The sequence below is a fragment of the Saccharibacillus sp. O23 genome (assembly GCF_002205895.1).
GTDB lineage: Bacteria > Bacillota > Bacilli > Paenibacillales > Paenibacillaceae > Saccharibacillus.
Genome location: NZ_NJDE01000005.1, coordinates 17,122 through 43,645, shown reverse-complemented (window position 1 = coordinate 43,645; position 26,524 = coordinate 17,122). Strand labels below are relative to the sequence as shown.

The window sequence follows — 26,524 nt, the reverse complement described above, 5'->3', positions numbered from 1 at the left end:
CTAAAATTTTTAGCATCTTTCACTTATTCTTCATCTGAATTGACAAAAAATTCGAAACGCAAAAAAGCTCCGACCGACGCCAATGCGTCAATCGGAGCTTCGGGTTTCGATTGGATTTAGCCTTCCCAGACTTCCACTTCGTGTTTGTTCTTGGCATATTCGGCACGCGCCGGCGTAATCTTCAGCACGACGTAGTTCGGATCGTCCGGACCTTCGAGCCACTGCTCGAACGTGTCGTGCCACAATTTTTTGCGCAGTTCTTCGTCGCGGGTCACTTCCGCCGTGCCTTCGATCTGCACTTCGTCCTGCGTACCGCCTTGCTCGAACCCGAGCAGCAGCGCGACGTTCGGATTTTTCTCCAGTTCTTCGACTTTGTGGGTCTTGGAACTCGTCACCAGATAGATGGTCATGCCTTCATTGAATACCGTCATGTAACGAACCTTCGGCCGTCCGTCTTCTACCGTGGCGAAAGAGCCGAAGCGATTTTTCTCGAGTGTTTCGGTGATTTTGCTTTCCAATGCTTGTTGATCCATGTCTGTTAAGCCTCCTCGGAAGATGCGGATGACGGCAGCCGCCGCGTCGCGCGATCGTGCGCTGAAATAGTGTACATATAGTAAGTACCCGAATTGAAGAAAGCGAATCGACTTCCTTGAACTAACCTCGTCTGCTGGACAGCGCGTTCGTTAAAGGCTATAATGACTCCGAAGCAACCCGACAAATTCATACCCCCGGGGGGTGCCGGAAGCAAGGCCGGCTGAGATTGTATCCCAAGCAGATACTGACCCTTATACCTGATCTGGGTAATGCCAGCGTAGGAACGTGATAAGCGGAGCTTGTCCATCTGTCCATTCGATTCGCACAATGCGCGTCGACGGGCCGAAGACGGACATCCGCAGCCGATATCGACGTGACGCGTCCCGGATTCCGGGACGCTTTTTTGGCGTTTCCGACGGGCACCCGAACCATGAAGCATCGGGCAATACGGCAACGCAGAAGGAGAATGCGCACAATGAAGGGCTTAAGGGGAAACAGACAGAGAACTCGCAAGACCATGAAGCGGCTGGCTCCGATCGCGGCGCTGATGCTGGCGCTGACCGCCTGCTCCGGCGGCGCGGGCGGCGGCACGTCCGCTTCGACCGGCGAACCGGCGAAGACGACCGAGACCGGCAGCGGCGCGGCCGCAGAACTGCGCGACGTCAGCGTCGTGCTGGATTGGACGCCGAACACCAACCATACCGGTCTGTACGCCGCGGTGGATCAAGGCTTCTACAAGCAGGAAGGCCTCAACGTCAAGATTCTTCAGCCGGGCGCGGGCGGCGCGGACCAGATGGTCGCTTCCGGCGAAGTGCCGTTCGGCGTGAGCTATCAGGAGAGCGTGACGCAGGCGCGGACGCAGGGCGTTCCGCTCGTTTCGATCGCGGCGGTCATCCAACATAACACGTCCGGCTTCGCCGCTCCGCAGGACCGGGGCATCAAATCGCCGAAAGACTTCGAAGGCAAACGCTACGGCGGTTGGGGTTCTCCGGTCGAAGCCGCCGTCATGAAGTCGATCATGGATAAGGAAGGCGCGGACGTGACCAAAGTGCAGAACATCAATATGGGCGACGCCGATTTCTTCACCGCGGTCAAACGCGATATCGACTTCGCTTGGATCTTCTACGCCTGGACGGGCATCGAAGCGAAACTTCGCGGCGAACCGATCGATATGCTGTACGTCAAAGATTTCTCCGACAGCCTCGACTATTACACGCCGGTGCTGGTCACGAACGAAAAGCAGATCAAAGACGATCCGGAATTGGTCAAAGCGTTCATGAAAGCGACGGCGGAAGGGTATCAATACGCGATCGATCATCCGACCGAAGCCGCCGACATCCTGATCAAAGCCGTCCCGGATCTCGATCCGGAGCTCGTCAAAGCCAGCCAAGAATGGCTCAGCCCGAAATACCAAGACGACGCGAAGCAGTGGGGTTGGCAGAAGCCCGAAGTCTGGCAGAAATACGGCGACTGGATGAGTTCGCAGAAACTGCTTGAAGGCGACTTCGATTATACGAAAGCTTTTACCAACGATTATCTGCCGGCCGCCGGCTCTAAGTAACATCCATCTTATTCTGATCCGCGAAAGGAAGAGAGATTATGGCTACCACCTTGCTCAGCATTCAAGTGATTCCGAAGACTCCGAACGGCGAAGATTCGATTCCTTACGTCGACAAAGCGATCGAAGTGATTCAGCGCTCCGGCGTCAAACACGAAGTGCACGCGCTGGAAACGACGCTCGAAGGCGAACTGCCCGAGCTGCTGGAGATCGTGCGGCAGATGCATGAAGCGCTGACCGAAGCCGGCGCGCCGAGCGTCATTTCCCAGATCAAGATCGCGCATTACCCGAGTCAAGACGGCATCAGCATGGAGCGTCTGACCGCCAAATACCGTCCATGAGTCCGCAAACGACCCTGAATCGCTGGTTTCGTTCGTTCTGGCCGCCCTTTGTGGCGGTCCTCTTGTTTATCGGGCTGTGGGAGTCGGCGGTCCGGATGTTCCATATCGAGACGTGGATTCTGCCTTCGCCGTCCGTGATCGCGCAGGAAGCGTCGCGCAGCGCCGGTTCGCTCTGGGATCATACGCTGTCCACGCTGCAATTGACCCTGATCGGCTTCGCCATCGGGTCGGCTGTCGGCATCATCGTCGCCTGCGCGCTGCATCTCGTGCCTCTGCTCAAATCCGCGCTGTATCCTCTATTGATCCTGAGCCAGAACGTGCCGACGATCGCGCTGGCGCCGCTGCTCATGATCTGGTTCGGGTTCGGCCTGCTGCCGAAGATCATCGTGATCACGCTCGTGTGCTTTTTCCCCGTTGCGGTATCCGCGATGGACGGATTCGCGCAGACGGACCGCACCATGCTGAACTATATGCGAATGATCGGCGCGAACCGCCTGCAAATCTTCCGCAAATTGGAGTTCCCGCACGCCCTGCCGTCCTTGTTCTCGGGACTGCGCATCGCCGCGACGTACAGCGTGATGGGCGCGGTCATCGCCGAATGGATCGGCGCGCAGAAAGGCATCGGGTATTACATGATCCTGCAAAAATCCGCTTTCCGCACCGATCGGATCTTCGTGGCGATCGCGATCATCGTGGCGCTGAGCCTGCTGCTCTTCCTGCTGGTGACGCTGATCGAGAAGCTGGTGATTCGCGGCGGACGCCGAAGCGGACAGGAAGAAGGAGGAGAAACGCGATGAACGTCTATACGGGGAAAAAGACACGCGAAGGCGCGGCCGAGACGCCGGGTCCCGGCCGCGCTGTCGGAAGCGACGCCTCTGCCCTCGCTCCGGTGAAGCTGGAGCTGGACGGCGTTCGCAAGTCGTTCGGCAGCAAACGCAAGCCGCTGCCGGTGATCGACGGCGCCTCGCTTCAGGTGCGCGAAGGCGAATTCGTCAGCCTGATCGGCCCGTCCGGTTCGGGCAAAAGCACTTTGTTCCATCTGATCGGCGGCCTGCTCCGGCCGGATGACGGCGAGATCCGGCTGGACGGCCGGATCATCAACGGCGAACGCGGCCATATCGGCTACATGCCGCAGCAGCCGGCCTTGTTCCCGTGGCGCACGATCGAAGAGAACGTCGTCCTCGACCGCGAAGTAAGCGGCGCGCCGAGGCGCGAATCGCTCGAAGAAGCGCGGCGCTGGATGGCGCGCGCGGGGCTGTCCGGCTTCGAGCAGGCCTACCCGCATACGCTGTCCGGCGGCATGCAGCAGCGCGCCGCGTTCGTGCGCGCCCTGCTCAGCCCGCACGGATTGATGTGCTTGGACGAGCCGTTCAGCGCGCTGGATGCTTTTACCCGCAGCGAGATGCAGGCTTGGCTGCTGGATATCTGGGAAGAGACGCGCCGCTCCGTGCTGTTCGTCACCCACCATATCGAAGAAGCGCTGCTGCTGTCGGACGCGATCTACGTCTTGTCCGGCCGTCCTTCGTCCGTGCTTCGGCGGATCGAAGTTCCGTTCCCCCGTCCCCGGCGCGAAGAGATCGCCGAATCGCCGGAGTTCCTCGCGCTGCGCCGCGAACTGACCGGGCTGATGAAAGAAGAGCAGCGGAAGAATCGGGGGAAAAGAAGCGAGTGAGCGGCGAGACAGATCGCTTGCGAGCGAGCGCGCTGAGCTTTCGAGTCCATTGACCGAGCAGATCGGGAAGCCGCGTACTCGGAAGCGTGAAGAGAACAGCTTGCAAAGGGCTCCCAGTTGTTCGCTGCTATCGCCAGCAGCAGCGCTCCACGATTCGCTCGTTCGCCCGAATGCTAACGGAACGTCATTCCTTTAGAGCGCCTTTTTTGCCCCTCTCCGATTTCTAACGGAACGAGGAGGCGCTTAGCCGCGAAAAATCGGGGTTTGGGTGGCGAAATCACTGCTTTTCCCCCTTTAAGCGTCATCTGGTTCCGTTAGGAATCGAAAGTAGCAAATTTCAGCTTCTAAGAGTCGCTACGTTCCGTTACGTTCGATCTCGCTTCCGCCGCTCCGTACAGCAAGCTGAATCGCCTGCTCCTATGCATCCGGTAAACCCGTTCGTGCGCTGCACCGCGTGAGGCCCGCACAGCCGCGATTCACATCGCGGCCGACGCTAACAAACACAAAGGTCAGGTGATGTCATGTCCGGCTTATTCGCCGATACCCATATCCATCTGGAACAGTACGCGCCGGAAGAAGCGGAGCGCATGCTTCGCGAGTTCCGAAGCGCCGGCGGGGCGTACGTCGTCGCCGTCTCCATGAATCTGGAATCCGCCCGCCGGACCGAGCGGCTGGCGCGGCAGTATCCGGGCCTCGTGCGCCCGGCTTACGGGTTCCACCCCGAGCAGCCTCTTCCGAGTGCCGAGGAAGAGGAGGCGCTGTTCGCCTGGATGGAGAGGCGAACGGCCCTCGGCGAAGCCGCAGCCGCGGAAGGCGCGCCGCGGCCGATGGTCGCGGTCGGCGAGGTCGGGCTGCCGTACTACAGTCGGCAGGAAGCGGCCGAGCGGGGCGAGGCGCTGGACGAGGCGGGCTACGTCCGCCTGTTGGAGCGCTTCGTCGTTTTCGCCGCGCGGCACGATCTGCCGATCGTGCTGCATGCGGTGTACGAAGATGCCGACACGGCATGCGACCTGTTGGAGCGCCACGGCGTGCGGCGCGCGCATTTCCATTGGTTCAAAGGCTCCGCCGAGACGGTGGAGCGCATGATCGCGTCGGGGTATTCGATCTCCTTCACGCCCGACATTCTGTACGAAGACGAGATCCGCGAATTGGCTCTTCGCTATCCGGCGGACCGGGTCATGAGCGAGACCGACGGCCCGTGGCCGTTCGAAGGTCCGTTCGCCGGACAGGCTACGCATCCGTCCATGACGGCAGACGTCTGCCGCGAATGGGCGGCGCTGCGGGGCTTAAGCGAAGCGGAAGCCCAGGTCGTCCTTCTGGCGAACGCCGAGCGTTTCTACGGCTGACCGCAGAGCGCACCGAGCTCCGAAAGCCGTCGACCCGCCTCCGTCTTCTTGCGACCCGAACTGCGCCGGCGCTGTATCCGGCGCTTTTTCGGCTGCATCGGCTTGTTCTCTTCTGCGCCGAACCCCGTCAAGGCCGCTGGCGTTCTAGCTGCGATTGTTGCATCAAATCGAAATAGATCCCTTTCTGCTCGAATAATTCATTCGGCGAACCCGCCTCTGCCAACCTTCCTTCACGGAATACGAGAACCAGATCGGCATGCCGCGCTTCCTCCGGCCGATGCGTCGTCGCGATCACGGTCGCTCTGCCCGCTTTCGAAGCGGCATCCCAGAACCGCTGCGCGTTCTCTGTATCCAACCCGGATGTCGGTTCGTCGAAGATCATCATATTTCCCGGTGCGAGCAGCACGCGAATCAGCGCCGCGCGCCGCTTCTGTCCGCCCGACAATCCTTCTCCGTTATGGCCTATTGGCGTGTCGTAGCCGTCAGGCAGGCCAATCAGGCGATGATCCATATCGAACCGTTCGGCCAGTTCCCTGATTCGTTCCGGTTCGATCGCGCGGCCTAAACGCAGGTTGTCGGCGACGCTTGCCGGGAACAACGTCGGTTCCTGCGGGACGAACGCGCGCTTGGCTTCTTCCGCACCCGAGGCTTCGATCCTGCCGCCGGACGGTTCGTATAATCCGGCCAGCAGTTTGATGAACGTGGATTTGCCCGAACCGCTTTCTCCCAGAATCACGACCGTGCTGCCCTGCCGGATCGTGCAGTTTACCGAACGAATCGCATCCCGTTCCGAACCGGGATAACGAAAAGTCAAATCGCGAATCGTCAGGTCTCCGTCGTTAAACTTTTCGGACCGGCGCACCGGAATCGATCGGAACTCCAGCACGCGCGCGGCGGACGCAAGCGAACTTTGAATCGTCGTCGCCAGATCGCCGGCATTTCGCGCCGGAAAGAAAATCAGCTCGATCGCGGCCAAGAAACCGACCAGTTCCCCGATCTCCAGCTCGCCGTTCAATACTTTGCTTCCTCCGATCGAAAGCACCAGAACGTAAGCTCCGACTTCCGAACAAGCCCCGAAGATCTGCATGATCCCTTGCGCCGTCGTACGTCTGAGCTCGGCCTTCCCCGCGCGTGCGCCGGACTCGCGGAAACGCCGAATTCCCCAGTCCTCCGTTCGAAGCGCGATCAGATCGACCGCTCCCCGGGTCAGCCCGGCCAGCGTCTCCAGCATATCGGAAACCGCATCCTGCGCCGAACGGTTGACTCGGATCAACGCCCGCGAGATCAACAGCGGCGCAGCCGATCCCAACAGCAGAAAAGGCAGCACGCTCCAAGTCAGGCCCGCATCGAAACTCGTCAACGCGATCGCGGCGCCGACGAACTGAACCGCCGCATGAACGGCCTGCGTCAGCACGGTCCCGTACAATCGGGACCAAGCGGGCAGGTCGGAAGAAACATAGGCTTGGATCTTGCCTTGAGACTGCCGTTCGCTCTCCGCCGGCGGCAAACTTAACAGATGCGTCAGCACCCCGATCCTCAAGTTCAGCAGGACACGCTGTTCGACTTTCGCGCTCGCGAAGCGAATCAACAGCCCCGTCATCCAGCTCAGAATCCAACTCCCCAGATAGAATCCCACGTATCCCGGCACCCGATCTCCAGGGTCCGACCGAACCAGTTCGCCGACGATTCGGCCGAGCAGCCAAGGTCTCGACAGATTCAGACCTGCGGCGCTTATTCCTGCCGCGACGCATAACGCGATCATCGATACTTCTCGGCGCAGCGGTCTGACGATGTTTCCGAATGTTAATGGATTCATGATTGCTCCTCCTTGATCGATTTTTACTTTCGCGCGCACAAAAAAACCTTCGATCCTCAAAGGATCGAAGGTTGAACCGGCAAACCGGATTCCGGTATGAAACCATAACGAGACGCAGAACGAACCGCGCGGACGAAGCGGGACGAAGTTTCGCAAAGCGGCCGGGTTTTGGCGAATTCACCGCCGTGTTCGGCATGGCCGAAAAGCGAATAAGAGCAAATCTCCCCTTATTTTCCGGCTTTTCGAAGCTTTCTGCGAAATAAGTCCAAATATCCTTTTAAATCACGTCGTTTCACGCTTGAATCGAACTTTCGTCCGAAATAAGCGGATTTATGGACTTATTTCGATTTTCGCAGCCGATAGCGGCCGAATAAGTCCGTTTACGGCCTTATTCGAAAAGGTGCTTATCCCGCAAGATTGCCGGACGTCCGCTTGGCCTCCCGGCACCGACGGATCTTGCGACTTCGCGACTTCGCGATCTGACGCGCGAAGTCTTTCCTGTCCGCGCGCTTCCGTCCCGTTCCGCTCCGGCTTAAGCCTTTTCCAATACGCCTTTTACCAAGCCTACGAACTTCTCTCTTACCCGCGCCGCCACTTCGATGACTTCTTCGTGGTTCAGCGGTTGATCGAGGATGCCGCAGGCCATGTTGGTCAGGCAGGAGATGCCCAACACTTTCATGCCGCCGTGCACGGCGACCAGCGCTTCCGGCACGGTGGACATGCCGACGGCGTCGCCGCCGAGCGTGCGGATCATGCGGATCTCCGCAGGCGTCTCGTAAGCCGGACCGCTCCACCATGCGTATACGCCCTGCTGAAGCGACATGCCTTGTTCTTCGGCGACTTGCAGCGCGATCTCGCGCAGTTCGCGGTTATACACCTGCGACACGTCCGGGAAACGCACGCCCAGCTCGTCGTTGTTCGGTCCGATCAGCGGGTTGTTGCCGACCAGATTCAGGTGATCCGTGATCAGCATGAGATCGCCCGGATTGAAGCTCGTGTTCACGGCGCCGCAGGCGTTCGTCACGATGACCGTTTCCACGCCCAGCGCTTTCATGACGCGAACCGGGAAGGTCACTTCTTTGAGCGTGAAGCCTTCGTAATAATGGAAACGTCCTTTCATCGCGACGACGGTTTTGCCTTTGAGTTCGCCGATGACCAGCTCGTTGGCATGACCGACCGCTTCCGATTTGGCGAAATACGGGATCTCCGAATACGGAATGACGACCGCGTTCTCGATCTCGTCGGCGAGCGTGCCCAGTCCCGAACCTAGAATCAGGCCGATCGTCGGCCGGTGCTGCGTTTTCCCCGCGATAAAGTCTTTCGCTTCCTGAATCTCTTGCATTTTCAGCATATAACTGCCTCCCAGATTATCTTATCGGATCGGATCGAATGATCTCTTGCCGCTGCCGCGCTTGTTTCTTCCTGTCCGGCATGCGCGATTGCTTTCGACGCGTTCTTGCCTGCCGACGATCCGATGATCTCGGCCGCCGACGCGTCTAGTCTATGACCGCAGCCTGATTCGGACGCCGACAGCGGACGCTTGCTTCCCCAGTGTACCGGGAGAACCGGCTCGGTGTAAACCGCCAACTCCGCCTTCGCGGCTCTCATGAGATTCTAATGTTCTCGCCTGCTCCCGGCGGGTAACATTCCTTAAGGACATTGGAGCAGATCGAACCCGCGGATTGAAACCTCGAACCGCTCCGTCCGTATACTTGTCATCGCCGAAACGTTCGCTTCGCGTTGCGGCTAACTTCATAAGGGAGGAATTTCAGATGTTCAAAAAAATCGTCGATAAGATCGCGCATTCCGCCGGTCATTCGAGACACAGGCACGGTTCGAGCAGCAGCCGCCGAGGCGGCCGTCATTACGGTTCCAGCAGCGACCGTCCGAGATATTCGCGCTCCTCGTCTTCCGATCACCGGCACGGCGGACATGGACGTCACGGCCATTCCTATTACAAAAGAAAGTCCGGAAGCTCCAGTTGATCCGCCGCATGCGAACATCGCTTGCCGGCATGAGCGACGCCGAAAGGCCGTTCCCTACGTCTAATGACGAGGGAACGGCCTTTTGTCTTGCGCGGCCGCCGCGGAATCGCTCGACCTTGGCTCTCAATTGCCCGCTTTCGCTCGCTCCAGCACGTTCAAGCTGCTTCGAATCGCTTCGGAAGCTTCGGCCGCGTCGGCAAAAGGCGCGTCCAAACGCAGCAGACGGCGCAGCAGCGCGGCCGTAGGCGCGGAGAGCGCCAATTCGTTTTCCCAAGAAGAACCCGCGACGGGCTCTGCCCGCGAACCGCTTCTGTCCGACGTAAGCCCGGCGGCTCTGTGCGCTCCGAACGCCCTGCGCTTCGCGGCGCTTCCCGCGGACGCGGCAGACTTCGGCTCGCTCGGGCCGACAGGCGGCGTATACCCGGAATACAGCATGTACAGCAGCAGATGGGCGGCATCTTCCAGATCCGAGACCACTCTGGCGGGCATCCGGCTGGGCAGCGGCGAACCTTCCGGGTCCGTCGCTTCGTGCTCGCCGATTCGCCGGGCCAAGCCGAAGTCGATCAGATGCAGTCCGTCTTCGTTCATGATCACGTTCGGAATGCGAATATCGAGATGCACGTAGCCGCGCGAATGGACATGCGCGATCCGGTCGAACAATTCCAGCGCCCAGCGCAGGCAGTCGGCTTCGTCGAAGATCCGGCCGTCTTCGAAGATCAGATTCTCCAACGTCCGGCCGCGCACGTAATCGGCGGCCAGCCACTCGCAGCGCATCTCCGTGAAGAAGCCCCGGCAGCGCGGAATAAACGGATGATCCATCGCCAGCAGCGCGTCGCGTTCTCTCGTCAGCAGCGCTCCCGCCGTGCGGCGGCGGCTCGGTTTGGCCTGCTTAAGCGCCACTTCGCCCGCGCTTTCGCCGTTTTCCCGGCGCTCGATGCAGCGGTAGCTCAACCCGTAACTGCCCATGCCCAGCCATTCGATCACCTCGTACCGTCCGGCGATTCTTCGTCCGGGCTGAATCGGGTAATCGCGCCAAGCGCGGATAAATTCTTTGATCCATTCCAGCATCCTGCACCCCTTCGTTCGTCGTCGTTCCCGCTTCTTCCGGAAAAGGACGGCTGCTTCTCTTCGCGCTCGGCGATCAAGAACGCATCGTATGCTGCCGTTTCGGTTCGTCCGATTCTTCGGCCGGGGCTTCGCAGCAGGACACGCTTTCGATCTGCCGGGCATCCGCATAGAGATAGCCCCACTCGCACATCGCGTTCAGCACGGGAACGAACGTCCGGCCGAGTTCCGTCAGGCTGTATTCGACTCTGGGCGGCACTTCCGGGAACAGTTCCCTGCGGATCAACCCGTCTTTTTCGAGCTGCTTGAGCTGTTCGGTCAGCACTTTCTGCGTGATGCCGGGAATCCGTTCGTAGAAGTCTTTGGTACGCACCGGCTGTCTGCTGACGTGGAACAAGATCAAGCATTTCCATTTGCCGCCGAGCGCGTTCATAAAAATATTAATGCCGGTATTCGGTTTCTCCATCCGTTTCCTTCCTTCCCGCTTCGCGCCCCGATACGCACCTTCAGGTGGCTAAGCCACTTCATTGTGCGTTATTTTCATCGCTCGGAACGCCGCTTATAATCCGAAACGTACACACCGCCGGGCCGGTCATCCCGAGCGAACGCCGCTCGTCGGCGGCCGGCCCCGAGCAGAGGAGGCTTCTTATGTCCATGCAAGATCTATTGAACCGCCGGCGTTCGGTACGCCATTTCGACCCGTCCGCTCCGCTTGCTCCCGAACTGCTGTCCGCTTGGATTGCCGGCGCCAGCCGTTCTCCGAACGGCAACAATATTCAAGCCGTCCGTTATCTGCATATCGCCGATCCCGATCTGCGCGCCCGATTGCTCCCCGCCGCGAACGGTCAGAAGCCGGTTACCGAAGCTTCGGCTTTGGTGGCCGTGCTGGGCGATCGCCGCGCGTTCGAAGCGGACAAGATCCGGCGCATTCTGGAAGACGGCCATGCTCTCGGTTATTTCGACGCGGCGACGCGCGATAATCTGGCGAACGCGGCGATCGGATACTACGAGGCGCGGACGCCGGAAGAATTAAACGTCGAGCTGACCCGCGACGCTTCGTTGGCCGCGATGTCGCTGATCCTGTTGGCCAACGAAGCCGGATACCAGACGCTCACCATGTCCGGCTACGATTCCGCGGAACTTCGCGAAACGTTGGAACTGCCGGAACATTTTGCGGACGTCATGCTGATCGCGATCGGCAAAAGCCTGAGCGAAGGACACCGCACGGTGCGCCATCCGGTCGAACGGATCTTGTTTACAGACCGGATTCGCTGAGGCCGAACGGATCGCGAGATCCGAACGTCCCAAGTCTCTGCGCGCAATATGGGACGGAGAGCGATCCGGTACGATCGGCAGATCGAACCGAACGCTCCGCCGCCGTTCGGGTCGCTCGCGCGCGAGCTTGCCTTATTCGCTCAGGAACCCTTTTCTCTCCAAAAAGTCTTTCAACTGCAAACGGGCGGGCGAGGTCAGCTTCCCGGCCATCTGCTGCGACCACGACGAAGTGCGCTGGCCGCCGGTGCGTTCGGTGAGATAGCGGACCGAAGTCTCGTCGTAAGCTTCGACGCCGCGTTCGTTCTGCTCCGGACGGTAACCGTTCATATGCAGCACCGCTTCCAGCGGAAGACGCGGACGTATGCCTGCCCCGTGCTGCGGATCGGGATAGCCGACGCACATGCCGAAGATCGGGTAGACGTAGTCCGGCAGTCCGAGCGCTTCGGAGACCGCTTCGATCTCGTTGCGGATACCGCCGATATAGACGATGCCGAGTCCGAGCGATTCCGCCGCCACGGCCGCGTTCTGCGCCGCAAGCGCCGCATCGACGGTCGCCACGACGAAGTTCTCGACCGCGCCTTCGTACGACTTGGCTTCCGGCGCGTGCGTCTCGGACGCTTTTTTCAATCGGGACAGATCGGCGCACCAGACGAGAAATACCGGGCATTCGCGGATATACGCTTGGCTGCCCGCAAGATCGGCCAGACGATTTTTCAACTCCGGCTCGGTGACGGCCACGGCGGTATAAGCTTGCACGTTGCTCGAACTGGAAGCCATTTGAGCGGAAGCGACGATCGCTTCCAGTTGTTCTTGGCTGACGGGACGATCGCTATATTTGCGCACGGAACGGTGGTTCATAATCAGGGAAATCGTATCGTTCATCGACAATCTTCCTCTCTTCTGCAGCGAATGGTATCGGTCTTGCGGAATTCCTTCTTCGCGGGCGAAGATCGAGGTCCGCATCGTTCTTATTATGAAACTCGGCGAGGCGGCGCGCAAGAGAAGTCCTTCCGGAGCTCCGAATGCTTTGCGTTCCCCGCGATCTCCGATGCCTCGTTTTCCGAAGAAAAAACGGCGCTCGAAAGGAGTCGGCCGTTCGACGGAGAATGGATAAGCAAGAACCGAACCCATATGCCGCACCGGTATTCCGTCTTGCATGCGATTCCGGCGGTCGAGGAGGAACGAAGCATGTACAAAAAAATTCTGCTCGCGGCGGACGGATCAAAAAACGCGCTGCGCGCCGCGGAAGAAGCGGCGAAGCTCGCGGTCTTGATGCCCGAAGCGATGATCGAAGTGCTGTACGTGGTCGATCAAGCCAAAGCCAGGGAAGAAGTGATGCGCGCTTCGAGTCAGGCCGAACTGGAGCAGAACCGCAGCCGGAGACTGGAACCGATCTTGGAACTGCTGAGCGGACGCCGGGTTCCCTATCGTTCTTCCATCGTGCAAGGCGATCCCGGACCGACCGTCGTGCAGTACGCGGCCCAAAACGGCATCGACCTGATCGTGATCGGAAGCCGAGGCTTGAACGCGCTGCAGGAATTCGTGCTCGGCAGCGTCAGCCATAAAGTGGTCAAACGCGCGAGCTGTCCCGTTCTGGTCGTCAAATGAATTTCGTCCGAAAAACAAAATTCGGCGCATGCGTACGGACGATCTGCTTCGTCCTGGCATGCGCCGAATCGGCGTATCGATAAAGTCTGAACCTGATTCGCATACTCAACATTTTTCTCCCCCGTCATGCATGCCGGAGAAGCGCGAGACGTGTTTCGGTAACGGTTTCGAAACGGCGGCGCTCAAGTAGTCGGTCTCGAACGGCGCATACGGTTCGACGAACCGTCCTTGCGTTTCGCGAAACGACAACTCTTTTCTTCCTTTCGGTAAAGCGCTATCATTTCGAGGTGCGTCAAAAGGCTCTTCGCTTCGCTGCCCGGGATCGCGCAGCATCTGAATGAGCGCGAAGGCGGCGGCAAACGGTAAATTCGATTGAGGCTTCCGGCGGCTTCTGCTCATGTTCTCTCTCCTCCCGCGTGATCTTATCCTACATATCGGCTTAGCTTTTTGTATATTTAACATTGCTGTACCGCTTTGACTCATGTTTTCTGGAAAAAATAGGTGAAAACCCAGAGGCGCCGACACTTTTCCGTCACATTTCCGACTTCATTGCGGATCAAGCGGCGTCGCCTCGTGTTTTCTAGCGAATCTCCCACGGATTATGCGCGTCGCGGAACGTTTGGGCCGCTTTGCTGAGTTTGAAGCTGCTTTTCTCCAAGATTTTCATGTAACTTCTAAGCGTCTGCGAAAAAGGAGAATCGGTTTTCAGCGCGAGATGCTTTTGAAAAGCTTTGCGCGCCTGATAGTCCATCACTTGGGTATCGTAATCGAACAACGGAACGTTATCCGTGCCGTACAACGCGATATAGAGCGATTGCGCATACATGTCTTCGACGGCTTTGGTCTCCGGCGTATTCGGATATTTTTTCAGATACCGGCTTTGGCGCTCCGCTCTCTGCGTCAATTCCTGCCACGTGATGATCAGCCCCGCGTCTTTGGTCATCTCGCTGCGGGTATCGTCCACGCGAACGGTCAGATATTCGGCATAACGCGGAGTGACTCTTTTGGCGTATTTCAGATACCGTTCGTAATCGATCTTGGGGAAATAATACCCCTCGGTGGTATCCAGCACGTAGCCTTGACTCGTGATCTCGTCGAGCAGTTTGTCCGCCTGCGCGACTCCGGTGCGCTTTCCTTTCGTCCAATCGGCGCGTTCGTACAGATCGGCGTTCATCAGCGCGTCCTGCACTTTCTCGGCGGCCAATTCTTCTTCGAGCGAGCCCAGACGTTTGTTCTGCGCGGCTTCCAGACTGCGCAGCCAGACCGTGACCGTCGCCTGCGAAGCCGAAGACGCGCGGGATTCGATAAACGCCCACATGCCGGATACGTTTCCGGCGGCGGCCAGCTTGTTGAACGCCGCGGTCGGGCTGGTCTGCGCCGCCGGCGCCGCGGCCGCGGCGGAAGCCGAAGCGGGCAGGATCGAACCGGTGAGCGCGGTCATCAGCGCCATAGCCGCTAAAGCCGGTATTTTTTTGCGTGCGCGATTTTGCGTTGTATTCATAGGATAAGTCCTCCTTAAGTGCGGATCTATGGGCGAATCTTGTTCGTTACGGGTCGACCGGTTATGCAACCGGATACATCTTCTTTTGCCTAGTATACGCGCCAAGACGGAAATCGACTCGAAATTTCGGATTTTTCTTTCGAGGAAAATCGGGGAGCGGTTCGGGATGCGGCCGAAGCGAGAGCGAGCCCGGACGATCGCGCTGCGGGAACGGCTCAGCGGCGCGGGGATCGGAGAGCTGGCGATCGTCTGGCGGGAACGGCGCAGAGGCGTGAAGAGAAGATCGAATGGTTCCCTTGCGGGCCGACACGGCGCGATGGGCGGACGGTCTTTCGCAGGCCGGCAAGTGGTATATGCTGCAGCATGCTGCACGTTCGCCGGCCTTTTCCGATGCGGATGTTGCAGTTTCTGCAAGGTTATGGGTGCGAATCGATCAGAAAAGGCCGTTTAGCGAGGAAGAAGCTGCATTTTCTGCAACTTCTCTCGGCTAAACGGCCTTTGTCGGGTCAAAATCTTGCACTTTCTACAACTTCCGTGTCCGGTTCGGCAAATCGGTGCAAAAAGGAGGCTGTAAGACGAAAGTCGGGCTTCGGCAGTCGTCAAGACTAAGCTTACAGACTCGCTTCCGCGCTGCCGTCACCCCGCATGCTTAGAGCTTCACCCGCTGCAAACGCAGCGCGTTCAGCACGACCGAGACGGAACTGAACGCCATCGCGGCGCCGGCCAGCCACGGAGCCAGAAAACCGGCGGCGGCGATCGGAATGCCGATCACGTTGTAAGCCAGCGCCCAGAACAGGTTCTGGCGGATATTGCGCATCGTGCGGCGGCTCATCTCGATCGCGTCGGCGATGCTGTTCAGATCGCCGCGCATCAGCGTGATGTCGGCGGCTTCCATCGCCACGTCGGTGCCCGTGCCGATCGCCATGCCGGTATCGGCGGTCGCGAGCGCGGGAGCGTCGTTGATGCCGTCGCCGACCATGGCGACTTTGCGGCCCTGCTCTTGGAGCTTCTTCACTTCGGAGGCTTTGCCCTCCGGCAGCACTTCCGCGAGGACGTCGGCTTCGTCGATGCCGGCCTTCTTCGCGATGGCGCGCGCCGTCGCCGCGTTGTCGCCGGTGATCATCATGACGCGCAGGCCCATGCCGCGCAGTCGGCGAATCGCCTCCGGCGACGTGTCTTTGAGCGTGTCGGCGACCGCGACCGTGCCGGCCAGCCGGCCTTCGACGGCGACGAGCATAGCCGTCTTGCCTTCGCTCTCTAGGCGCTCCATATCGGGGAGCGCGGCCGCCGCGTCGATGCCGCGCTCTTGCAGCAGGCGGCGCGTGCCGACCAGCACTTCCGCGCCGCCGACGACGGCGCGGATGCCGTAGCCCGGCATCGATTCGAAGCTGTCGGCCTGCGGCAGCTTCACGCCGCGCTCGCCGATCCCGCGCACCAGCGCTTCGGCAAGCGGGTGCTCGGACGCGTTCTCCGCCGCGCCGACCAGCGCGAGCAGGCGTTGTTCGGCGGAAGCGGCCGAAACCGCCGAAGCCGAAGAGGTATCCGAATCGGCGCGCCGTTCCGCCGAGGCAACCGCAGCCGTATTCTCGAACCGTTCCTGCGGTTCGGAGGAAGCGCCGCCGATCGCTCCGGCAGCGTTCGCCGCCTCGGCGATGCCCGCGGTTCCCGCGCTCCGCTCTTCGATTCCTTGCGCCGCGGACCATCCGTTCCCGCCTTCATAGACGACGACGTCCGTCAGTTCCGGCTTGCCTTTGGTGACCGTGCCGGTCTTGTCCAGCACGACGGTATCGACCTGCTGGGCCGCTTCGAGATGCTCGCCGCCCTTGAACAGAATGCCGAACTCCGCCGCCCGGCCCGATCCCGCCATGATGGACGTCGGGGTCGCCAGCCCGAGCGCGCACGGACAGGCGATGACCAGCACGGCGATCGCTTTCTCCAGCGCTTCGGAGAAAGCGCCCGGCTGTACGCCGAAATACCAGATCAGGAACGTGATCGCCGCGATGCCTACCACGATCGGCACGAAGATGCCGGAGATCACGTCCGCCATGCGCTGGATCGGCGCTTTGGAGCCCTGCGCCTCTTCGACGACGCGGACGATCTGCGACAGCATCGTGTCGCGGCCGACCTTCGTCGCGCGCATCAAGAGCGCGCCGTTCTTGTTGATCGTCGCCCCCGTGACGGGCGACCCCGGTTCCTTCTCCGCCGGCAGGCTCTCGCCGGTGAGCATCGACTCGTCGACGGAGGAGCGCCCTTCGGTCACGACGCCGTCGACGGGAATCTTCTCGCCCGGCCGTACCCGAACGATGTCGCCGGGCAGCACGTCCTCGACCGGAATTTCGGTCTCGGCGCCGTCGCGAACGACGATGGCCGTTTTCGCCTGAAGACCCATCAGGCTGCGGATCGCTTCGGACGAGCGCCCCTTCGCGCGCGCTTCGAACCATTTGCCGACGAGGATCAGCGTGATCAGCACGGCGCTGGTCTCGAAGTAGAGTTCCGGCAGTCCGTGTCCGGCCATGCCTTCCATCCCCGCCATATCGGAAGATCCGCCGGCGGCCGCCCACGCGATCGTCAGATACAGGCTGTAGAAATACGCGGCCGACGTGCCGAGCGCTACCAGCACGTCCATATTGGCGCTGCGGTTGCGCAGCGCTTTGTAAGCTCCGACGTAGAACGGCCAGCCGATCACGAGCTGTACCGGCGTCGCCAGCGCGAGCTGGAACCACGGGTTCATCAGCAGTTCCGGCACGTAGAGGAACGACGTGAACGAGAAATGCCCGGCCATCGCCCACAGCAGCGGCAGCGACAGCAGCGCGGAGATCAGCAGGCGCACGACGCGCTTGCGTTCTTCGCCGCCGCGATCGCGCGGTTTGCCTTCTTCTTTGAGTTTGGCTTCGTAGCCGAGCTGCTGCACTTTGCGCATGATGTCCGCCGGAGTCATCGCGCCCGGCGAGTATTCCACATGCGCCGTCTCCAGCGCCAGATTGACGCTGGCGCTTAACACGCCGGGCATGCGGTTCAGCCCTTTTTCGATCCGGGCCGAACAGGCGGCGCAGGTCATGCCGGTAATATCGAATTCCGACGACTCTTTGACGGTCGTATAGCCGAGCGATTCGATCTTGCGTTCGATCTCCGCAAGTCCGGTCTCTTTCGGATCGTAATCGACCGACGCTTTTTCCAGCGCCAGATTGACGTTCGCTCCCGCGACGCCGGGCATGCGGCTCAGCCCTTTTTCGATCCGGTTCGAGCAAGCCGCGCAGGTCATGCCGCCGATCTGAAGCGTCGCCTGCTGCGTTCTTGCCCGTTCGGGAGCGGACGGCGCGGTTTCTTTGGTTTCGGTATGCGCAGGCATCCCGAACACCTCCTCAGATACCCCTTAGGGGTATAATTTAATCCGATAAAAAGTCCGGTCGAAGCTTCTGCAAGTATCGCCCGGACTTCGCCTCGCGACTCGAATCAGACGATATCGTAGCCTTGATCTTCGATCGCCGCTTTGATCGCGTCCAAGCTGACTTTGGCTTCGTCGTACGAAACGTCGACCGTTTTGGCTCCCAGATCGACTTTGCCTTCGGCTCCGGCTTCTTGGACGGCGCCTTCGACGGCTTTGACGCAGTGGTTGCAGGACATTCCTTCGACGTTCAGCGTTGCGGTTTGCATGGGTAATTCCTCCTTGAAGGGTTTATTTTAACAGCTTGTTTACCGTTACCAACAATTCGTCGATCACTTCGGTCTCTCCGGCTTCGATCCGTTCGACCACGCAGCTCTTCATATGGCCTTCGAGCAGCAGTCTGCCGACGCTGTTCAGCGCCGATTGAGCGGCAGCGATCTGGTTCAGCACGTCGTCGCAGTACGTATCTTTTTCGATCATCCCTTTGATGCCCCGAATCTGGCCTTCGACCCGGTTCAGCCGGGAGATCAGGTTGCTTTTGGTCGCTTCGGAGTGATGGCTTTTTCTCGGCAGCTTGCCCTCTTCTCCGGGGACATGGCAGTGTTCGCTTTGCGAAACTTCTTCCGCCTTCTTGTCGATCGCCATAGGTCCACTCCTCTCGTAGATGTGTTCAACGTTGAATCTGACTCTATTCTAATATACCCCCATAGGGTATGCAAGGGTTTGGCAAAATTTCTTATTCCCTTCTTCCGATTCCTGCTACAATGAAGGTCGGACTTCAAAGCTAAGGAGCGAAAACGATGGCACAACTCTTTTTCAAATACGGGGCGATGAACAGCGGCAAGTCGATCGAGATCCTGAAGGTCGCCCATAACTACGAAGAACAAAGCAAGAACGTCCTGATCTTCACTTCGGCGATCGACGATCGGGACGAAGTGGGCCACGTCTCTTCCCGGATCGGCATGAAACGCGAAGCGATTCCGGTCTACCCGTCTACCGATCTCTACGAAGCGGTGAAGAACTATCAAGGCAACAAGATCAGCTGCGTGCTGTTCGACGAAGTGCAGTTCGTGACCAAAGCGCAGGTGCTTCAGATGACGCGCATCGTCGACGAGCTGAATATCCCGGTCATGGGCTTCGGACTCAAGAACGATTTCCGCAACGAGCTGTTCGAAGGCAGCCAATATATGCTGCTCTACGCGGACAAGATCGAAGAAATGAAGACCATCTGCTGGTTCTGCGAACGCAAAGCGACGATGGCGCTGAGAGTCGACGAGAACCGCAAACCGCTGTACGACGGCGAACAGATCCAGATCGGCGGCAACGACCGCTATTTCCCGGTGTGCCGCAAATGCCATGCGAATCCGCCGCTGTAAACGAATGAACCGACCGGACGCCTAAACGAAAACCCGAACGCGAAGATCATCGGATCTCCGGCGTTCGGGTTTTGCTTTTTTCCGGCCTTACAAGCTTCGGCGTTCTCTTCGGCCGCTCTTTCCGCATCTCCGCGCCGAGCGCCCATGCCATCCACAGCAGCAGCGCCAGATTGACGTATACGATAACCAGTCCGGAATAGACGCCGATCGCGCTCGCTTGCACCATCCACAGATTGGCCGTAACGCCGAGGCTGAGCAGAACCGCGGGCAGGCGCCAGCGCCGATCGTACAGGCAGACGAAGATCGCCAGCACCAGCGCCGGAACGCTGTAGCGTTCGTGAATTTCGGTCGGCAGCATGAAAAAGGCGAAATTGACCAGCGTCGCCGCTTTGAGCAGCGCCGGCGCGTCCGTTCGGCTGCGCCACAGGTAAACGGCTGCGTAAGCAACGAACAGCGCGAGCAGCAGGAATCCGGCGGCGCGAAGGCTCAGCAGGCCGAAGACGCGATTCGTATCCGGCGTGTTCGGCGGCGTGCCGATCCAATAATACCAGATGTTCATCGCGTTCATCGTGACTTGAGGATACATGCCGACGGCGCTGAGATAAGCGCCCTTAAGCATGGCTTTCAAGCCGCCCGCGTAAGCGAAGAAGACCGCGCAGACGCCCATGACCGCGGCAAACCCCGCGGCGAACCGCGCCAACGAGACCCACTCGCGGCTTAGGATCAGCCGTTTCAAGAAGTAGATGCCCAGCACCGCCAGCAGCGTGACGGCTTGGAACTTGCTGAGCAGCGCCAGCGCGAACAGCGCGCCGGCAAGCAGCGGCGAACCCGGCAGCAGCAGCAGCGAAGCGGCCATCAGCAGACTGTGCAGCATATCCACCTGGCCCCAGACGGAGCTGCCGAAGATCAAAGCGGGATTCAGCGCGAGAAGCGCCAGCACGAACAGGCGCGCCCGGGTCCGTCCCGCCGGCCGCGTCAGCCGGACGGCCGCCGCGAAGGCGGCCAGATCCAGCGCGATCAGCACGCCTTTGAACGACAATTCGCCGGCCGCCGGAACGATGCCGAACCAACCGGCGATTCGGCGATACCCGTCCATGATCAGCAGGAACAAAGGCGGATAGTTGATATTGTTTCCTTCTATATATACGACGCCGAGCCCGCGCTGCCCGACCTGCTTCATCCAGTCGATGAACAACTCCTGATCGCTCATGAATCCCCCGTGCCGGTAAGCAAGCAGCAGGCGGATCGACAAGGCCGCGGCGGCAAGCGCCGCGATCCAATAGCCGAAAGCCTTCGCTGCCCGCTGCGCCGGACGCGCCTGATGCCGCTTCATCGCATCCCCTCCTACGCTAAGGCGTTTCCGCGCCGCCCCAGCCGAATTTGCCGTTCCGTCCTGCTTTTTCCGACCGTTGTGCGCTCATCATAGCATGCGCGTCACGGCGGCTCAACCGTCCCGTCTTTTCGCCTCGGCCGCCGCTTTTCCTTTTCGAATCGGCGCTGTGTCAGCACTCTCCGTTGAGGGTAAAACAGGGCAACTCTTCTATTCGTTGTCCATGTCGTCATTCTTGAATCCCACGGAGGTGCAGCGCATATGCAAGGCTATCCGAATTCCGGTTCTCCGGACGCCAAGCGTCCCGAAGACCGTCTGCCCGAAGACGTGACTTACCTGCGTACCAAGATCTCCAACGTCGTGATGATCGGGCTTCCCGACAAGTCCGGCTGGGTGCTCGTCGACGCCGGAATGCCCGGTTCCGCGGCCAAGATCTTGAAAGCGGCCAGAGACTATTTCGGTCTCGAGAAACCGTCCGCGATTCTGCTGACGCACGGCCACTTCGATCATGTCGGTTCGCTTCAGGATCTGCTGGAACTGCTGCCGGACGTGCCCGTCTACGCGCATGAGCTGGAACTGCCTTTCTTGACCGGCCGGGCGGATTATCCGCCGGGCGATCCGACCGTAGGCGGCGGATTGATGGCGGCTTCCGCGCCGCTGTATCCGAACAAAGGGATCGACCTCGGCCGGCGGATACTGGCTTTGCCGGCGGACGGCAGCGTGCCGTTTCTGCCGCAGTGGCGCTGGCTGCATACGCCGGGCCATTCCGAAGGCCATATCTCGCTGTTCCGCAGCGCCGACGGCACGCTGGTCGCGGGCGATGCTTTTATTACGGTCAAGCAGGAGTCGGCGCTGGCCGTGCTGACCCAGCGGCGCGAGATTCACGGACCGCCTACTTATTTCACGCCGAACTGGGAAGCGGCCCGCACGTCGGTCGCCCGGCTGGCGGCGCTGCGGCCGACTTCGGCCGTCACGGGACACGGCGAACCGATGGCGGGAACCGAACTGACGCAGGGGCTTGAACGCCTGAGTCACGATTTCGACAAGGTCGCCGTTCCCGCCAGCGGACGTTACGTCGATTCCGCTCATATCGATCCTACCCAATAAGCGTTTCGGTGACCTGAAGCCAAGCTGAACGCCTGCTTAAAGTTCTGCCGAAAGCCGTCGACTTTAGCTGATTCTCAGGTTCCGTTCAGCTTTTTCTCATTTTGCGTTCATAGACTGAGGCCAAGAGAACCGCGCAAATTCTCTAGCCTCGGTCTATTTGAGTTTTTTCGACAAAAAGCAACCAAAAAATTCAAAAATAACATTAAAATTTCTTTTATCCATACCGATAATAAGGTTACTAGCTTAAATTCGACAAAATAAGACTTGAGATAGAATAGGCCGAGCCTCTTCTATTCACAAATCCGGGAGGCTCTCGCTATGAAAAATTTAAACGTACGCTGGAAAATCATGATCTTGACCTTCGTTACGGCTCTTCTGATGGCTGCGGTCGGTTACAGCGGCTACAACGCGACTCAAAAAGTCTCCGATGCTTCCGAACGCATGTACAACGAAAACGTAAAATCGATGGCGATTCTGGACGAGATCCGCTCCAACAATCTGTCCATGCAGTCGATCGTGTTGGAATTGATCGTGACCCAAGACGCCGATCAAATCGCCAAGCTCAAAGAAGCTCTGGAAAAAACGAAAGACTCCAATAACGCTTTCTATGCCGAAATCGAGAAATTGAATATGTCGGCGGAAATGAAAACGAAATACGACGAATTCCGCACCTTGGTTCCGAACTACCGGGCCGCTCTGGAAGAAGTCGTGGAGCTGGCCGCCAAGAACGACAACACGCAAGCCTACGCCTCTTTCACTTCCAAAGTCCAACCGCTTCGTCAACAGATGAACGATAGCCTTCAAGCGCTCACCGAACTGCAATCCAGCGAAGCCGCATCCGGCAGCCAACAAGCCATCGAGTTGAAAAACGGCTCCCTGGTCTTGATCCTCGGCCTGCTGATCGGAGGGATCGCGTTGTCGTTGTTCGTCGGTTTCCTGATCGCTCGCGCCGTCGCGAATCCGCTTCGCAAAATGCAGCAGATGATGCAGGAAGCGGAGAACGGCAACCTGACGGTCAAAGCCGATTATGCGTCCCGAGACGAGATCGGTCAGCTCTCCGTTTCTTTCAACGGCATGATCGCCGGCCTGCGCTCCATCGTCCAGAAAGTGGACGAAAGCGCCATGACCTTGTCGGCTTCCTCGGAAGAACTCACCGCCAGCGCCGAACAAACAGCCGTCGCTTCCGGGCATATCGCTTCCTCGTCGAGCCATCTGGCAGACGGTTTCGAAGAACAGACTCAGACCGTAACCCGCGTCACCTCGGCCGCCGAGCAGTTGGCCGATCATATGAACAATATCCGTACCGGCAGCGAGACGATCTCCGGATTGTCCGAACGCAGCGAACGCTCCGCTCGGGCAGGTCTTGACGAGGTGCGCGGCGTCCTCCAGCAGATGCAGCATATCGACTCCAGCGTGGACCGCACAGGCAGCGTCATCGCCGAACTCGAACGCCGGATCGAAGACATCGACAATCTCGTCGCCGCCATTCAACAAGTCGCCAAACAGACCAACCTGCTGGCGCTGAACGCTTCGATCGAAGCGGCCCGCGCCGGCGAAGCCGGCAGAGGCTTCGACGTGGTCGCTCAAGAGATCCGCAAGCTGGCCGAATCGGCCGCGGAATCCGCTTCGCAGATTACCGAAACCGTACGCTCCGTGCAGGACGAGAGCCGCAAAGCCGGCGTCTCCATGAGAGAAGCCGCCGGTCTGGTCAAGCAGGGCGTCGAAGGCGCGGGCCGCGCTTCGGAATCGTTCGCTTCGATCCAGCAGTCGATCTCCGACGTGTCGGTCCGAGTCTCCGATATCTCCCTTTCCATCGCTTCCGCTTCGGGCCAATCCGTCGAGATCGGCCAAGCGATGCAGCGGATCAGCCGCGTAACCGAGCAGGGCGCCGCCGGACTCCAAGAAGTCAGCGCGGCCAGCGAAGAACAGCTGTCCACGATGGAAGAAGTCAACGGCTCCGCCCGCTACCTGTCGCAGCTTGCCGAAGACCTTCAGCAAGAACTGACGAAGTTCCAACTGTAAGCCGAGCCGTAGTTCGGGGCCTCAAGCTGCGCCGCCCGGGTTCGCTTCTCTCTTCTCCGTTTTCGCCTGCGAGAGCCTCCCGCTTTCTCCGCAGGTTCGCGATCACCGGCCATCGGGCGGCGCGCTGCCGCCTGCGAGGAGGGTTCCTTTCTTCCTTCGCGGCCGTTCTCCATATGACAAGAAACCCGGCAGATCTTCTGCCGGGTTTCTTTTGGTTCGGGCGAGTTTTTAAGCGTTCCCCTCTCGCCGGATACGCCGAAGCATTCTATTCTATTCATCTTACTTTTTTCGACAATATATAACAAAATATTCAATAAAACCACTACATTTTCTTCTTTTAACACCGATAAATAAGATAATTAGATTATATTCGACAAAATAAGACCCGAATAGAACGAGAATTACCTCTTCTATTCTTATCCCCGAGGAGGCATTCGCTATGAAAAAAAATAATACGCGTTGGAAGATCCTGATCTTGACCGCCGGAGCTGCCCTACTGACGGTCGCGGCAGCCTACGAACATTACAGGCTCTCGCTCGCGATCGGACTTCTCGCTGTCTGCGCCGTATTCTATATCCCTCGTCAGTCATGGAGCACCAAACAAAAATCGGCGATTGAAGATTGGACGATGCAGCAGCCTTTTTCGTTCGCCGAGCAGCCCGGAACCCGCGAACGTATCGCAGAAACCGACGAAGCGGAAAATCCTTTCGATGCCGTGGCCCGAGACTTGCGTAAACTTGCCGAATTGACGGCTCAATCCGCTTCTCGCATTAGCCGCACCGCGAAGACGATACATGCAGAAAACGAAAAGGTCACGACCGCTATGCAGGAAGCCGCCGAACGCATGAAGCAAATCGCCTCCGGAGCGGGTCGGGCTTCGGAAGCGCTCGGTTCGATCCGGCAGTCGGTCGCCGATACCGCCGATCAGATCTCTATGGTTCCGCGCTCGAAGGTCTCCGCCTCCAGTCCGTTCGCCGAGCCGGAACATACGATGTTGATGTAGAAGAACGGTTCGCCTCTCTTAAAATTCGTGCCGCAGAATCGAATACAGCTCCGAATCGTGGAACGCCCCTTTGAAAAAGAGATGCTCCCGCATCCGTCCTTCCCTTTTCATCCCGATCCGCTTCATGACCGCCGCCGAAGCTTCGTTCTCCGGACGGCAGGTCGCATGGATGCGATGCAGCCCCAGTTCTTCGAAGCCCAACCGCAGCAGGGTAAAAGCGGCTTCGGTCGCGTATCCGTGCCCCCAGAATCTCGGGTTGAACGTATAGCCGATCTCGCCGTTGTAACCCGCTTGATGAATCCCGCATCCTCCGATCAGTTCTCCCGTTTCGCGCAGCACCACGACGAATTCGTAGCTCATGCGCGGTTTCTGCTGCTGCATTTCGATGATCTGCGCCACGTATTCTTTCGTCTGTTCTTCCGTATTCGGTCCCCACATGGAATGCGTCACCACCTGCGGATCGGACGAATATTCGTGCATGGCTTCCCAGTCCTCCGGCACGGCGTCGCGCAGGATCAGACGTTCCGTTTCGATATGCATGCCTCTCCTCCTTTTCCGTCCGATCTTCCGTCGAACAGACCTCGATCGATGAAGATGCTTTTCAATACCTTCTTCTCCTGCCGACCGGACAGGCAAAGCTTGACGGCTTCGCTACCCAACGAATGCAGATGAAAATCGATGGTCGGTATATTCAATGCCCTGCTGATCGAAAGATTGTCTTGTCCGATCACGACCGGAGCCTTCTTTCCTTCCGAAGCGAAATAGGACAGCATCCCTGCGGCAATCTCGTCGTTGTTCGCAAACAAGCAGTCGACTTTGCGATCCAGAGAGCCGAAATATTTGGCCGCTCTGATGCCGTCGTCGAATGTCCTGCAGTTGGCGAACGCATAGCGTTCGGAAAAGCCGTCCGCCGATTTGGAAAAAGCTTCGAAAACTTCACCGGCCCCGACGCTGCTCATCGGCTCTCTGCTGAACGTGACGCCGAAGGTCTCGAAGCCGTGCTCTTTCAACCGTTCCAATAGGGGTCCGTAAGCTTTTCCGCGTTCCAATACGACGGAAGAAATCGCGGCTTCCCCGGTATCTTCGCAGCTTACGATGTTTCCGAACTTTCGGAACTTCTCGATCTCTTTGTAATCGTTGGCCGCGGAAGTGATGATCATCCCGTCGTACTCTTTCGCCGACAGCATTCTCAAATAATCCAATTCCCGTTCTTTGTCGTAGTCGGTAGGCAGGAAGGTAACCCGGTATCCGTTTTCGAAGCTTTCGGAAATGATGGAGCTCATGATTTTGTCGTAGTAATTGTTGGACGTCGCATAAGGAACGATGACGCCCAGACTGAAGCTTTTCCCGATGCTTAGGCTTACGGCTTTGCTGTTCGGAATGTATTCCAGTTCTTTGGCCGCCGCAAAAATTTTCTCTCGGGTCGACTGCGAAATCCGGGATTTGTTATTCAGCGCTCTGGAAACGGTGGACACCGAATATCCCGTGACCTTCGCGATATGCCTGATATTTACCATACCTCATCCCCTCCCTGCCTGTCGGTGCCATCATTTTATCATATTCCGCCCACCCTCAAAAAAAGATCTTGACGCAAAACGCG

The 26,524-nt window shown here is 59.0% G+C and carries 26 protein-coding genes and 1 riboswitch; of the genes, 13 read left to right on the top strand and 13 right to left on the bottom strand.

Annotated elements, in window-relative coordinates:
• Positions 1-116: 116 nt before the first annotated feature.
• Positions 117-533 (bottom strand): pyridoxamine 5'-phosphate oxidase family protein, encoded by a 417-nt coding sequence (locus tag CDO73_RS07705; protein WP_088487942.1) that lies wholly within the window; start codon positions 531-533, stop codon positions 117-119.
• A gap of 188 nt (positions 534-721) precedes the next feature.
• Positions 722-835, top strand: a riboswitch (TPP riboswitch).
• Between the two features lie 216 nt (positions 836-1,051).
• On the opposite strand from CDO73_RS07705, the gene CDO73_RS07700 reads away from it, so the two are divergent.
• The 5 genes from CDO73_RS07700 to CDO73_RS07680 all read left to right on the top strand — a co-directional run bounded on the left by CDO73_RS07700 (position 1,052) and on the right by CDO73_RS07680 (position 5,451).
• Complete coding sequence (locus CDO73_RS07700) at positions 1,052-2,095, top strand: ABC transporter substrate-binding protein (RefSeq protein WP_088487941.1); 1,044 nt, start codon at positions 1,052-1,054, stop codon at positions 2,093-2,095.
• A gap of 38 nt (positions 2,096-2,133) precedes the next feature.
• Positions 2,134-2,433: a thiamine-binding protein gene (locus CDO73_RS07695; protein ID WP_088487940.1), complete on the top strand. Its 300-nt coding sequence runs from the start codon at positions 2,134-2,136 to the stop codon at positions 2,431-2,433.
• Positions 2,430-3,230, top strand: a complete 801-nt coding sequence (locus CDO73_RS07690) for an ABC transporter permease (RefSeq protein WP_088487939.1) — start codon at positions 2,430-2,432, stop codon at positions 3,228-3,230. Before CDO73_RS07695 ends, CDO73_RS07690 begins: the two co-directional genes overlap by 4 nt.
• Positions 3,227-4,105 carry an ABC transporter ATP-binding protein gene (locus CDO73_RS07685; RefSeq protein ID WP_088487938.1) on the top strand — a complete coding sequence of 293 codons (879 nt, stop codon included), beginning with the start codon at positions 3,227-3,229 and terminating at the stop codon, positions 4,103-4,105. The genes CDO73_RS07690 and CDO73_RS07685 overlap by 4 nt, the downstream gene beginning before the upstream one ends.
• A gap of 521 nt (positions 4,106-4,626) precedes the next feature.
• Positions 4,627-5,451, top strand: a complete 825-nt coding sequence (locus tag CDO73_RS07680) for a TatD family hydrolase (RefSeq protein WP_088487937.1) — start codon at positions 4,627-4,629, stop codon at positions 5,449-5,451.
• 127 nt (positions 5,452-5,578) lie between these two features.
• On the opposite strand, the gene CDO73_RS07675 is transcribed toward CDO73_RS07680, so the two are convergent.
• Positions 5,579-7,267: an ABC transporter ATP-binding protein gene (locus CDO73_RS07675; RefSeq protein WP_088487936.1), complete on the bottom strand. Its 1,689-nt coding sequence runs from the start codon at positions 7,265-7,267 to the stop codon at positions 5,579-5,581.
• 532 nt (positions 7,268-7,799) lie between these two features.
• Positions 7,800-8,618: a purine-nucleoside phosphorylase gene (locus tag CDO73_RS07670; RefSeq protein ID WP_088487935.1), complete on the bottom strand. Its 819-nt coding sequence runs from the start codon at positions 8,616-8,618 to the stop codon at positions 7,800-7,802.
• A 421-nt stretch (positions 8,619-9,039) separates the two neighbouring features.
• Between CDO73_RS07670 and CDO73_RS07660 the strand changes: the two genes are divergently transcribed.
• A complete protein-coding gene (locus tag CDO73_RS07660) occupies positions 9,040-9,252 on the top strand; it encodes a hypothetical protein (RefSeq protein WP_088487933.1) in 213 nt (70 codons plus the stop codon).
• Between the two features lie 123 nt (positions 9,253-9,375).
• Here CDO73_RS07660 and CDO73_RS07655 read toward each other — a convergent pair whose 3' ends face one another.
• Positions 9,376-10,320 carry a serine/threonine protein kinase gene (locus tag CDO73_RS07655; RefSeq protein WP_179218618.1) on the bottom strand — a complete coding sequence of 315 codons (945 nt, stop codon included), beginning with the start codon at positions 10,318-10,320 and terminating at the stop codon, positions 9,376-9,378.
• Positions 10,321-10,393: 73 nt separating this feature from the next.
• Positions 10,394-10,783, bottom strand: coding sequence for a winged helix-turn-helix transcriptional regulator (locus CDO73_RS07650; protein WP_088487931.1), 390 nt, complete (start codon positions 10,781-10,783; stop codon positions 10,394-10,396).
• Positions 10,784-10,965: 182 nt separating this feature from the next.
• Here CDO73_RS07650 and CDO73_RS07645 point away from each other — a divergent pair, with 182 nt between their 5' ends.
• The gene (locus CDO73_RS07645) at positions 10,966-11,592 is read left to right on the top strand and encodes a nitroreductase family protein (RefSeq protein ID WP_088487930.1); all 627 of its coding nucleotides are present in this window, start codon (positions 10,966-10,968) and stop codon (positions 11,590-11,592) included.
• A 132-nt stretch (positions 11,593-11,724) separates the two neighbouring features.
• On the opposite strand, the gene nfsA is transcribed toward CDO73_RS07645, so the two are convergent.
• On the bottom strand, positions 11,725-12,474 hold the full coding sequence (gene nfsA / locus CDO73_RS07640) for an oxygen-insensitive NADPH nitroreductase (RefSeq protein ID WP_088487977.1): 750 nt from the start codon (positions 12,472-12,474) through the stop codon (positions 11,725-11,727).
• Positions 12,475-12,780: 306 nt separating this feature from the next.
• On the opposite strand from nfsA, the gene CDO73_RS07635 reads away from it, so the two are divergent.
• The gene (locus CDO73_RS07635; RefSeq protein WP_088487976.1) at positions 12,781-13,200 is read left to right on the top strand and encodes a universal stress protein; all 420 of its coding nucleotides are present in this window, start codon (positions 12,781-12,783) and stop codon (positions 13,198-13,200) included.
• Positions 13,201-13,780: 580 nt separating this feature from the next.
• Here CDO73_RS07635 and CDO73_RS07625 read toward each other — a convergent pair.
• The gene (locus tag CDO73_RS07625; protein ID WP_088487928.1) at positions 13,781-14,701 is read right to left on the bottom strand and encodes a hypothetical protein; all 921 of its coding nucleotides are present in this window, start codon (positions 14,699-14,701) and stop codon (positions 13,781-13,783) included.
• A gap of 287 nt (positions 14,702-14,988) precedes the next feature.
• Between CDO73_RS07625 and CDO73_RS07620 the strand changes: the two genes are divergently transcribed.
• Entirely contained in the window at positions 14,989-15,192 is a 204-nt protein-coding gene (locus tag CDO73_RS07620; RefSeq protein ID WP_088487927.1) for a hypothetical protein, read from the top strand.
• Between the two features lie 158 nt (positions 15,193-15,350).
• Here CDO73_RS07620 and CDO73_RS07615 read toward each other — a convergent pair whose 3' ends face one another.
• The 3 genes from CDO73_RS07615 to CDO73_RS07605 form a co-directional block, all read right to left on the bottom strand.
• A complete protein-coding gene (locus CDO73_RS07615; protein ID WP_088487926.1) occupies positions 15,351-18,050 on the bottom strand; it encodes a heavy metal translocating P-type ATPase in 2,700 nt (899 codons plus the stop codon).
• 104 nt (positions 18,051-18,154) lie between these two features.
• Entirely contained in the window at positions 18,155-18,355 is a 201-nt protein-coding gene (locus CDO73_RS07610; protein WP_088487925.1) for a copper ion binding protein, read from the bottom strand.
• Between the two features lie 22 nt (positions 18,356-18,377).
• Entirely contained in the window at positions 18,378-18,731 is a 354-nt protein-coding gene (locus tag CDO73_RS07605) for a metal-sensitive transcriptional regulator (protein WP_088487924.1), read from the bottom strand.
• A gap of 155 nt (positions 18,732-18,886) precedes the next feature.
• Between CDO73_RS07605 and CDO73_RS07600 the strand changes: the two genes are divergently transcribed.
• Positions 18,887-19,462, top strand: a complete 576-nt coding sequence (locus CDO73_RS07600; protein WP_088487923.1) for a thymidine kinase — start codon at positions 18,887-18,889, stop codon at positions 19,460-19,462.
• 46 nt (positions 19,463-19,508) lie between these two features.
• On the opposite strand, the gene CDO73_RS07595 is transcribed toward CDO73_RS07600, so the two are convergent.
• Positions 19,509-20,795, bottom strand: coding sequence for a glycosyltransferase 87 family protein (locus tag CDO73_RS07595; protein ID WP_088487922.1), 1,287 nt, complete (start codon positions 20,793-20,795; stop codon positions 19,509-19,511).
• 258 nt (positions 20,796-21,053) lie between these two features.
• On the opposite strand from CDO73_RS07595, the gene CDO73_RS07590 reads away from it, so the two are divergent.
• From CDO73_RS07590 to CDO73_RS07580, 3 genes are all read left to right on the top strand, one after another.
• On the top strand, positions 21,054-21,899 hold the full coding sequence (locus CDO73_RS07590) for an MBL fold metallo-hydrolase (protein WP_088487921.1): 846 nt from the start codon (positions 21,054-21,056) through the stop codon (positions 21,897-21,899).
• A 318-nt stretch (positions 21,900-22,217) separates the two neighbouring features.
• The gene (locus CDO73_RS07585; RefSeq protein WP_088487920.1) at positions 22,218-23,921 is read left to right on the top strand and encodes a methyl-accepting chemotaxis protein; all 1,704 of its coding nucleotides are present in this window, start codon (positions 22,218-22,220) and stop codon (positions 23,919-23,921) included.
• A gap of 439 nt (positions 23,922-24,360) precedes the next feature.
• A complete protein-coding gene (locus tag CDO73_RS07580) occupies positions 24,361-24,924 on the top strand; it encodes a methyl-accepting chemotaxis domain-containing protein (protein ID WP_088487919.1) in 564 nt (187 codons plus the stop codon).
• Positions 24,925-24,942: 18 nt separating this feature from the next.
• On the opposite strand, the gene CDO73_RS07575 is transcribed toward CDO73_RS07580, so the two are convergent.
• Both CDO73_RS07575 and CDO73_RS07570 read right to left on the bottom strand, forming a co-directional pair.
• Positions 24,943-25,464 carry a GNAT family N-acetyltransferase gene (locus CDO73_RS07575; RefSeq protein ID WP_088487918.1) on the bottom strand — a complete coding sequence of 174 codons (522 nt, stop codon included), beginning with the start codon at positions 25,462-25,464 and terminating at the stop codon, positions 24,943-24,945.
• Complete coding sequence (locus CDO73_RS07570) at positions 25,440-26,441, bottom strand: LacI family DNA-binding transcriptional regulator (RefSeq protein ID WP_088487917.1); 1,002 nt, start codon at positions 26,439-26,441, stop codon at positions 25,440-25,442. Before CDO73_RS07570 ends, CDO73_RS07575 begins: the two co-directional genes overlap by 25 nt.
• Between the last annotated feature and the right edge of the window lie 83 nt (positions 26,442-26,524).